General features: G+C 76.0%; 8 protein-coding genes. 4 read left to right on the plus strand and 4 right to left on the minus strand.

Annotated elements, in window-relative coordinates; all coding sequences use genetic code 11:
- Positions 1 to 88 precede the first annotated feature (88 nt).
- Complete coding sequence (locus tag SJ20_RS07445; protein ID WP_044659487.1) at positions 89 to 859, minus strand: carboxylesterase; 771 nt, start codon at positions 857 to 859, stop codon at positions 89 to 91.
- A 68-nt stretch (positions 860 to 927) separates the two neighbouring features.
- Here SJ20_RS07445 and SJ20_RS07450 point away from each other — a divergent pair, with 68 nt between their 5' ends.
- Both SJ20_RS07450 and SJ20_RS07455 read left to right on the plus strand, forming a co-directional pair.
- A complete protein-coding gene (locus SJ20_RS07450) occupies positions 928 to 1635 on the plus strand; it encodes a 1-acyl-sn-glycerol-3-phosphate acyltransferase (protein ID WP_036316678.1) in 708 nt (235 codons plus the stop codon).
- Positions 1636 to 1706: 71 nt separating this feature from the next.
- Positions 1707 to 3119 carry a class II 3-deoxy-7-phosphoheptulonate synthase gene (locus SJ20_RS07455; RefSeq protein WP_002854593.1) on the plus strand — a complete coding sequence of 471 codons (1413 nt, stop codon included), beginning with the start codon at positions 1707 to 1709 and terminating at the stop codon, positions 3117 to 3119.
- 24 nt (positions 3120 to 3143) lie between these two features.
- On the opposite strand, the gene pknB is transcribed toward SJ20_RS07455, so the two are convergent.
- Entirely contained in the window at positions 3144 to 5093 is a 1950-nt protein-coding gene (pknB, locus tag SJ20_RS07460) for a Stk1 family PASTA domain-containing Ser/Thr kinase (RefSeq protein ID WP_235281274.1), read from the minus strand.
- Positions 5094 to 5148: 55 nt separating this feature from the next.
- Positions 5149 to 6321, minus strand: coding sequence for a LysM peptidoglycan-binding domain-containing protein (locus SJ20_RS07465; RefSeq protein ID WP_044659489.1), 1173 nt, complete (start codon positions 6319 to 6321; stop codon positions 5149 to 5151).
- Positions 6322 to 6531: 210 nt separating this feature from the next.
- Between SJ20_RS07465 and SJ20_RS07470 the strand changes: the two genes are divergently transcribed.
- Complete coding sequence (locus SJ20_RS07470; protein ID WP_044659490.1) at positions 6532 to 6930, plus strand: Rv2175c family DNA-binding protein; 399 nt, start codon at positions 6532 to 6534, stop codon at positions 6928 to 6930.
- Between the two features lie 43 nt (positions 6931 to 6973).
- Here the strand turns inward: SJ20_RS07470 and SJ20_RS07475 are convergent, their stop codons facing one another.
- On the minus strand, positions 6974 to 8089 hold the full coding sequence (locus SJ20_RS07475) for a polyprenyl synthetase family protein (RefSeq protein ID WP_002854581.1): 1116 nt from the start codon (positions 8087 to 8089) through the stop codon (positions 6974 to 6976).
- 56 nt (positions 8090 to 8145) lie between these two features.
- On the opposite strand from SJ20_RS07475, the gene dinB reads away from it, so the two are divergent.
- Positions 8146 to 9441, plus strand: a complete 1296-nt coding sequence (dinB, locus tag SJ20_RS07480) for a DNA polymerase IV (protein ID WP_044659491.1) — start codon at positions 8146 to 8148, stop codon at positions 9439 to 9441.
- The last annotated feature ends 54 nt before the right edge of the window (positions 9442 to 9495 follow it).

Raw genomic sequence — 9495 nt, forward strand, 5'->3', positions numbered from 1 at the left:
CGCCGACCGGTGGGCGGCACAACGGAAGTAAGTGTGAGTCGTGTCACGCACACTGTACAACCGGGAGCGGTGGGGTCCGGGGCGCGACTCAGTGCGTCGTCATGGCGGCGACCGCGCTCCGGCCGTGGTCGATCAGCAGCGGCAGGTCGTAGTCGAGCGTGGCGACGTGGCGGCTGCGGGGCAGTCCCACCACCTCCACGGGGGCGTGGCGCAGGCCCCGCACCAGGGCCCGGTGGCTCGAGACGGGCACGACGGCGTCGCGGGCGGACCGGTAGACCGTCACGGGAGCGGTGATCCGCGGCAGGGCGCGGCGGGCGGCCCGCTGGATGCGGCCGAGGGCGGCGACGCCGGCCATCGGCGTGCGGGGGTAGGCGCGCTCGCGCGCCGTCGGGTCCGCGATGTCGTCCGCGATCGGGGCGACCGTGGGGACGAACGGGGCCAGCAGCGGGGCGAAGGGGGCGAGGGGGCTGGCGAAGCGCAGCGCGGGGTTCACCACGAGCACGCCGGCCACGGGTCGGTGGGCCGCGGCGTCGAGCGCGAGGGCGCCGCCCATCGAGATGCCCGCCATGACCACGCGGCCGTGTCGGGCGAGCTCGAGGTCCACGACGGCCCGGACGGCGGCGCGGATCTCGTCCGCACCCGTGGCGGCGAGGTCCTCCCACCGCGTGCCGTGCCCCGGCAGCAGGGGCACGCTCACGGGGGAGCCGCCTGCCGCGAGCCCCTCGGCCCAGGCGCGGACGGAGGCCGGAGTCGAGGTGAACCCGTGCAGGAGCACGACGCAGTGGTCGCGCCGGGCGGGAGCGGCGGGCATGAGGCGCAGGGGGAGGTCTTCGGGGGCGACGGCGACGGGGCGGGGCATGGTGCCAGGGTAAGGCAGGCGGACCATACGATGGGCAGGCACCCGACCGCCCCGACCGGAAGGCCCTCGTGTCCACGTTCTACTGGTCCGCCAAGACGTTCGCCGTGGCTCCGGCCACCCGCCTGCTGTTCCGCCCCTGGGTGAAGGGCCTCGGGAACGTGCCGGCCGAGGGCCCGGCGATCCTGGCCAGCAACCACCTGTCCGTCTCGGACTCGGTGTTCATGCCGGCCATGCTCGACCGCCAGGTGCACTTCCTGGCCAAGCACGAGTACTTCACCGGCCCGGGCGTGAAGGGCTGGGTCACCCGCCGGTTCTTCGAGGCGGCGAACCAGCTGCCCATGGACCGCTCCGGCGGAGAGGCGTCCCTGCGCTCGCTGGACGCGGGCCTCGAGGCGCTGCGGGAGGGCCGGCTGCTCGGGATCTACCCGGAGGGCACCCGCAGCCCGGACGGGCGGCTGCACCGCGGCAAGATCGGCGTGGCCAAGCTCGCGCTGGCCTCGGGCGCGCCCGTGGTGCCCATCGCGATGATCGGCACGGACCGGGTGCAGCCGATCGGCCACGTGCTGCCGCGGATCCGGCGCCTGGGCATGATCTTCGGCGAGCCGCTGGACTTCTCCGACCGTGCCGAGGCCGCCGGCGACCCCCGGGTGCTGCGGGAGGTGACGGACGAGATCATGGAGGCCATCCGGCGCCTGTCGGGCCAGGAGTACGTGGACACCTACGCGGCGGACGTGAAGGCGGGCCGTACGGCCGCTCCGCCACGCGCCCGCGACTGAGCGGGGCCCGCGCGTCGTCATCCGGGGACGCTCAGACCGGGGCGCGGCACGCGGCCCCTAGCCTGGTGCACATGACTGAAGACCCCCGCGAGAAGATCCTGGCCTTCGGCACCGCCATCTCGGAGGGCGCCGCCGACATCCCCGGCCTGGACCACTGGCGCTCGCTGCCGATCGCACAGGCGCCGTCCTGGGCGGACGAGGCCGATCACCGCGCCGCCGTCGCCGAGCTGAGCGCCCTGCCCCCGCTCGTCTTCGCGGGCGAGGTCGACCTGCTGCGCGCCCGTCTGGCCGACGTCGCCCAGGGCCGCGCGTTCCTCCTGCAGGGCGGCGACTGCGCCGAGACGTTCGCCGGGTCCACCGCCAACCGGATCAGCGCCCGGGTGAAGACCATCCTGCAGATGGCCGCGGTGCTGACCTACGGCGCCTCCATGCCGGTCGTGAAGATGGGCCGGATCGCCGGCCAGTTCGCCAAGCCGCGGTCCTCGGACACGGAGACCCGCGACGGCGTCACGCTGCCCAGCTTCCGCGGCGAGATCGTGAACGGCTACGAGTTCACCGAGCAGGCACGCCGGCACGACGCCCGACGGATGGTGCAGGCCTACCACACCTCCGCCTCCACCCTGAACCTGGTCCGCGCCTTCACCCAGGGCGGCTTCGCCGATCTGCGCAGCGTGCACCAGTGGAACCAGGGCTTCATGGCCAACCCGGCCTACGCCCAGTACGAGGAGATGGCCGCCGAGATCGACCGCGCGGTCCGCTTCATGAACGCCGCGGGCGTGGACTTCGAGGCCATGCGCCGCACCGAGTTCTACTCGGCCCACGAGGCGCTCCTGCTCGACTACGAGCGCGCCCTGACCCGCGTGGACTCACGCAGCGGCGACCCCTACGCCACGAGCGCCCACTTCCTGTGGATCGGCGAGCGCACCCGCCAGGTGGATGGCGCCCACGTCGACTTCCTCTCCCGGGTCCGCAACCCGATCGGCGTGAAGCTCGGCCCGACCACCACGACCGCGGATGCCCTCGAGCTCGCGGAGCGGCTGGACCCGGAGCGCGAGCCGGGCCGCCTGACCTTCATCACCCGCATGGGCGCGGAGCGGATCCGGGACGTGCTCCCCGGCATCGTCGAGGGCGTCCGGGACGCGGGGCTGGAGCCGGTGTGGGTCACCGACCCCATGCACGGCAACACCGTGACCGCGGCCAACGGCTACAAGACCCGCCGGTTCGAGGACGTGATGGACGAGGTCAGCGGCTTCTTCGAGGTGCACCGCGAGCTCGGCACGCACCCGGGCGGCATGCACGTCGAGCTGACCGGCGACGACGTCGCCGAGTGCCTGGGCGGCTCCGACCCGATCAACGAGGCCGACTTCGACGCCCGCTACGAGACGCTGTGCGACCCGCGGCTGAACCACCAGCAGTCCCTGGAGATGGCGTTCAAGGTCACCGAGGCCCTCTCCCACCCCGAGCGCCGCGCGCCGCGGGCCTGACCGCGCGGCCGGGCACGCCCCGGCTCAGCCGACCCAGGCGTGGACCGCGGTGCCCTCGGGCAGGGCGGTCCCGGCGGCGGGGGACTGGTGCAGGACCCGGGACTCGCCCCGGCCGGAGAGCGGCAGCGGCAGGCGATGCACGCGGGCGTCCCAGCCGTCGTCCGCCAGCGTCGTGCCCGCCATCTCCGGATCCTGCCCGGTCACGTCCGGCACCGGGCGCACGGCGCGGCCTTCGGAGAGCACCACGCGGACCGCGGTGCCCGGCGTCGCCTGCTCGCCGGGGGCCGGGTGCTGCTCGATCACGGCCCCGGCCGGCACCGCGGGATCGGTGCGGCGCTCCGCGACCTCCACGGTGAATCGGGCGTCCCGGGCCACGCCGTGGGCCCGCCGGATCACGACGCCGGTCAGGTCCGGCACCGGCACCGGCGCGGGGCCGGCGGAGACGGTGAGCTCGACGGGGGTGCCGCGCCCCGCCGGCTCCCCGGCCGCGGGCGAGCTGGCGACGACCGTGCCCTCCGTGCGGAGTTCGTCGTGCCGGGCCGTGACCGCCGCGGTGAAGCCCGCGGCGGTCAGCCGTTCCTCCGCCGCCTCCCGGGCCAGCCCGTCGAGGTCGGGGACCACCGCCACGCCACCGACTCCGAGGCCGCCGGAGCCCAGCGTCCAGCCCAGCAGCAGGGCGACGCCGGTGAGCAGCAGGGTCACGGCCGCGCCGATCGCCGCGGCCCGGCCGGTGCCCTGGCCGAGGTCGAGGGCGGGGCGGCGGGCCGCCCGACGCAGCCGCCGCGGGGACTCGCGCCCCGGATGCCGGTCCGCCGGAGCGGGGTCGACCGCGAGCGGGCCGATCGGCTCCGCCGGGCGCGCGGCGGGCCGCCGGTCGGCCCCGCGCGTCGCCGCACGGGTGTCGATGACGTCGGTCATGTCCGCGTCGAGGTCGGACTCGGCCAGGGCGGGGAGCACGCGCGTCGCGTGGTGGTCGCCGGCGTCGAGGGCCCGGGTCTCCAGGTTCCCGTCCGGGGCTGCGTCCTCGGGGCCATCGGCGGCGGGGGCGGCCACCGCCGGGTCCGCGCCCGGGCCCTCGGCGGGCTGCGCGGCGGGGCTGCGGTCCGGTTCGTCGGGGTCCAGGCCCGCCGCCACGGCGTCGATGCGGTGCAGGAGCTCGCCGGCACCGGCGGGCCGGTCGGCCGGGTCCGGCTCGGTGCACCACAGCACGAGGTCGTCGAGGTCCTCGGGGAGCCCGGGGTGCAGCGTGGACGGCACGGGGACCCGCTCGTGGACATGGCGGTAGGCGACCTGCAGCGCGGTCGCCGCGGTGTACGGCTGGCGGCCCGTGAGCAGCTCGAACAGGATGATGCCCACGGCGTACACGTCGGAGCGGGCGTCGGCGGGCGCCCCGGCGATGTGCTCGGGGGCGAGGTAGGCGGGCGTGCCCACGACGGCCTGCCCGGCCATGGTGTGGGCCGTGGCGGCGCGGGACAGGCCGAAGTCCGCGACCGTCACCCGGCCGTCGTCGCGGACGAGCACGTTCTCCGGCTTCACGTCCCGGTGCACCAGCCCGGCGCGGTGCGCGGCGGCCAGGCCGTCGACGAGCGGCCGCAGGAACCGCAGCGCCTCCCGGGGTGAGAGCGGGGCACGGTCCCGGATGACGGTGCGCAGCGTGCGGCCGGGCACGTGCTCCATCACGAGGTAGGCCAGCACGTCGCCGTCCTCGGCCTCGGTGTGGCCCTGGTCCAGGACCGCGACGACGTGCGGATGGGACAGCCGCGCCGCCGTCTTGGCCTCCTGCTCGAACCGGCCGACCAGGACGGGGTCCTCCGCCAGGTGCGGATGCATGACCTTGAGCGCCACCTCGCGGTCGAGACGCTCGTCCACGGCCAGGTAGACGGTGGACATGCCGCCCCGGGCCAGCCGCTCGACGACCCGGTAGCGGCCGTCGACGATGCCCCCCACGAGGGGGTCCCGGCGTGCGCTGCTCATCGTCCCAGGGTAGGACAGGCGGCGGACCCCCTCGGGGCGGTCCGCCGCCGGCGGATCAGAACATCGCCATCGCGGCACGCACCTTGGCCACGTAGTCCCGTGCCTCCGGGTTCAGGCCGCTGTCCAGCACTCCGCCGAGGCCCTGGTAGTAGGCCCCGATGCCCTGGTCGAGGGTGGGGGTGCGGTCCTGCACGTACTTGATGAACGCGACGCCGGCCACCGCGTTGTCGTAGGGGTCCAGCAGGTTCAGCTCGCGGCCCACCAGCTCCGAGGCGAACTCGCCCGTGATCGGGATGACCTGCATCGCCCCCACGGCGTTGCCGGGGGAGACCGAGGCCATGCGGAAGCGGGACTCGGTGTACGCGTGGCCCAGGGCCAGGCGGGGGTCCACGCCCATCCGCTCGGCGGTCTCGCGGACGATCTGCTGCATCTGCTCGGGGGTGGGCTGCGGGACGGAGCGCAGCAGGCGCAGGTTCTCGTTCGCCGAGGCCGTGACGTGCGGCGCGTAGGTGCGCCCGAGGAAGGTGTCGCCGACCACCTGGACGCCGGAGACCGGCTCCACCTCGAGGGTGGCGTCGGAGATCACGAGCACGTCGCCGGGGTGCAGCGTCGAGGCCCGCGTCAGGCCGTTGAGCTCGCGCAGACGGGGGATGGAGACCTCGAACCGCTGGGAGATCCCCCAGAGGGAGTCGCCGGAGACCACGGTGTACCGGACCGTCCCGCCGGCCGCCGCCGGGGCCGTCGACGCCGGCGCGGAGGCCGGGGTCGTGGCCGGGGTGGTCGACGTGGGGGCCTTCGGCGCGGGGGCCGTGCGCTGCGTGGTGAGGACCATGCCCGGGTGGAGCATGCTCGACGCGCTCATGCCGTTGAGGCGCTGCAGCTGCGCGGCGGAGACGCCGGTGCGGCGGGCGATGATCCACCACCCGTCGTTCGGCTGCACCGTGTAGGTCCCGGCGGCCGGGGCCGGGGCCGCCTCGCCGGTCAAGCGGAGCTCGTCACCCGGGTAGAGCACGGTCTCCAGGCCCAGGCCGTTGAACCGCAGCAGGTCGGCGACGGAGACGCCGCGGGCGGCCGAGATCCGGGTGAGGGTGTCGCCCGGGCGCACGGTGTGCACCGCCGCCTCCTGGGCGTGGGCCTGGGTGGGCAGAGCGGTGAGCAGCAGCAGGGGCACCGCGCTGCCGGTCAGGACGGAGCGCAGGCGGCGGGAGCGGACGGGGGTGTGGGACACGGCAGACCTCGGCATCGGATCGGACGGATGGAACACGACGGGGAAGTGACGGGTGGGACCCGTGGCCCCCGCGGTCGACCGACGACGTCGGCGCCCGGCCGTGGAGCCTCGGCGATGTTATCGGAATGTGATCTTCGTGACCATACCGAGATCCATGCCGTCCGGAGCGCGGTGGGCCGGGCCCGTCGGCGGCCACGTAGGCTGGCGCCCGTGAGCACCACTTCCTCCGACACCCCGGTCCCCGCTGACGCGATCCCCGCCGAGCTCGACGCCCTCGTGGGCGAGTGGCTCTCCGTGCCCGACGTGGCGGAACACCTCGACCAGCGCGTGACCCGCGTCCACAACCTCGTGCATGATCGCCGCCTGCTGGCCGTGCGTCGTCCCGAGCCCGCGGTGCGGTCCGTGCCGGCCCTGTTCCTCACCGAGACCGGCGTGCTCGACTCCCTGCAGGGCACGCTCGTGCTGCTGGCCGACGCCGGCTTCTCCGACGAGGAGGCCCTCCGTTGGCTGTTCACCGAGGACGAGTCGTTGCCCGGCCGGCCCATCGACGCACTCCGGGACGGCCGGAAGACCGAGATCCGGCGCCGCGCCCAGGCCCTGGCCTGGTGAGCCGGCCCCGCGGGCGGTCATCCGCCCGCGGGGTCCGTGCCGCTCAGTGGCGGCGCGACGTGTAGGCGTCGATCAGCCGCGTGAGCTCGGCGCTCACGTCCTCGGGGACGCCGTGCGCGAGCAGGCCCGCCACGGCCCCGGCCGCCTCATGCGAGAGCGCCGCGACCCGCTCCTCGACGGCCCGGCGCGCGCCGCACGCCTCGAGGACGCCCTGCCAGTGGGCCACCCGGTCCGCGCCGAGGTCCGGGTCGCCGAGGTCCGCGTCGAGCGCGGCGGCCTCGTCCGGGGCGAGCAGCTCGACGGCGCGGGCGATGAGCACCGTCTGCTTCCCCTCCCGCAGGTCGTCGCCCGCGGGCTTGCCCGTGGTCGCCGGATCGCCGAACACGCCGAGCAGGTCGTCCCGGTACTGGAAGGCCATGCCGAACGGCAGCGACACCCGGGCGAACGCGGTCACCAGCCCGTCGTCCGCCCCCGCCAGCAGCCCACCGAGGGCGAGCGGGTGCACGGCCGAATAGCGCGCCGACTTGTGCTCCACGACCGCCTCGGCGGCCGCCTCGGCCTCGCGGGCATCGCGCGCCGCCGGGGCCATCTCGGCCACCACGTCGAGGTACTGACCCGCCATCACCCCGAAGCGCATCCGCTCGAGCTCGGCCCGCGCCCGGTCCTCCCGGGGGGTGCCGGCGAGGACACGCGCGAAGGCCGTCTCGCTCATCCCCAGGGCGACGTCGCCGGCGAGGATCGCGGCGGAGACGCCGAAGTGCTCCGCGGCGTGGCGCCAGCCCGCCTCCCGGTGGAGGGACTCGAAGCGGCGGTGCACGCTGGGCATCCCGCGGCGGGTGTCCGAGCGGTCGAGGATGTCGTCGTGGATCAGCGCCGCGGCCTGGAACAGCTCGAACGCCGCCCCCGCCTCGGCGATGCGGGGGTCCTCCGCCTCGCCACCGGCCGCCCGCCAGCCGAGCCAGGCCAGGACGGCGCGCAGGCGCTTGCCGCCCGCGGTCAGGTCCGCGATCGCGTCCACGAGGGGCGCGGTCAGCGGGTGGACGTCCCGGGCGAGGTCCCGGTGCTCCGCCAGCAGGCGGTCGAGGGCGTCGGCGACGGCGGCGCGGAAGCGGTCCTGGTCGGCGGGACGGGGGCGGGGGACGGCGACGTCGGCGGGCATGGCCCCACCCTAGCCGCGCCGCGCGACGGATCGCCGGTCCCGGATAGGCTCGGTCCATGTCCGAGACCGCGCCCGCTGCACCCCGCGATGAGGCGACGATCCTCCACGTGGACATGGACGCGTTCTTCCTGTCCGTCGAGCTGCGCGAACGGCCCGACCTCGAGGGCCGTCCCGCCGCCGTCGCCGCCCCGAGCGGTCGGTCCGTGGTGCTCTCCGCCTCGTACGCGGCGCGGGCCTACGGGGTCCGTTCGGCGATGCCGCTGGCGCACGCCCGCGCCCTGTGCCCGCCCCTCGTGGTCATCCCGCCGCGCCAGCAGCTCTACCGGGCCGTCTCCGCCGAGGTGATGGCCGTGCTCGCGGACGTGACCCCCGTGATGGAGCAGCTCAGCGTGGACGAGGCGTTCCTCGACGTCGCCGGCGCGCGCCGTCGGCTCGGCCCGCCCGAGCACATCGGCCACCTGATCCGGGAGCGCGTCCGCTCCGAGCTGGGGCTGCCGTGCACCGTGGGGGGCTCGGCCGTGAAGTTCGTGGCCAAGACGGCGTCCACCGCGGCCAAGCCCGACGGTCTGCTGATCGTGCCGCCGGAGCGCACCCTGGACTTCCTTCATCCGCTGCCCGTGGGCCGGCTGTGGGGCGTGGGCCCCAAGGCGGCCGAGCGGCTCGCCCGGCGGGGGGTGGCGACCATCGGTGACCTCGCCCGGGTGGACCCCGCGCGGCTGGAGGCGTCGTTCGGGGCCGCCGGCCGGGAGTGGGCGTCGCTCGCCCGGGGCATCGACCCGCGCCCCGTCGCCCCGCGCCCGGCGGCCCGCAGCATCGGGGCGGACCACACCTTCGACGTCGACCCCGTCGACGTCGCGGGCGTCGACCCGGAGGTCCTGCGCCTGTGCCACCGGGTCGCGGCCCGGCTGCGTGCGGAGCAGGTCACCGCCGGCGCGGTCACAGTCCGCCTCAAGGCGCCGGACGGGTCGGTCCGCAGCCGCACCGCCCGCCTCGCCCGGCCGACCGCCACGGGCCACGACCTCCTCGGCCCGGCGCGGCGACTCGTCCGCGAGCTGCACGCCGAACGGCCGCATCCGGTCCGGCTCGTGGGCGTGCGCGCCGAGCGCCTCGGGGACGAGGCCGATCAGCCCCCGGCCCAGGAGGCGCTCTTCGGCGGTCCCGCCTGGGGGACGGAGGGCGAGGCGTCGGAGGCGGGCGACTGGGCCGGTGCCGAGGCCGCCCTGGACGCCGTCGCACGGCGCTTCCCGACGGCGGCCGTGCGGCCGGCGTCGCTGCTGGATCGCCGCGAGGCCCGCGCCGACGCCCGCCGGGACGCGCCGCGGCCGGGCACGGGTGGCCCGGACCGGGAGTGAGGGGTTCCGGGGCCGGCGACGTCGCCACCTGGCTAGGTGTAAGAGGTCATGACG

The organism is Micrococcus sp. MS-ASIII-49 (genome assembly GCF_000946635.1).
Lineage (GTDB): Bacteria > Actinomycetota > Actinomycetes > Actinomycetales > Micrococcaceae > Micrococcus > Micrococcus luteus.

Bases quoted from the DNA above. Each gene is read 5' to 3' on its own strand.
- SJ20_RS07445 (WP_044659487.1), bottom strand. From the start codon at position 859: ATGCCCCGCCCCGTCGCCGTCGCCCCCGAAGACCTCCCCCTGCGCCTC.
- SJ20_RS07455 (WP_002854593.1), top strand. From the start codon at position 1,707: ATGACTGAAGACCCCCGCGAGAAGATCCTGGCCTTCGGCACCGCCATC.
- pknB (WP_235281274.1), bottom strand. From the start codon at position 5,093: ATGAGCAGCGCACGCCGGGACCCCCTCGTGGGGGGCATCGTCGACGGC.
- dinB (WP_044659491.1), top strand. From the start codon at position 8,146: ATGTCCGAGACCGCGCCCGCTGCACCCCGCGATGAGGCGACGATCCTC.
- SJ20_RS07475 (WP_002854581.1), bottom strand. From the start codon at position 8,089: ATGCCCGCCGACGTCGCCGTCCCCCGCCCCCGTCCCGCCGACCAGGAC.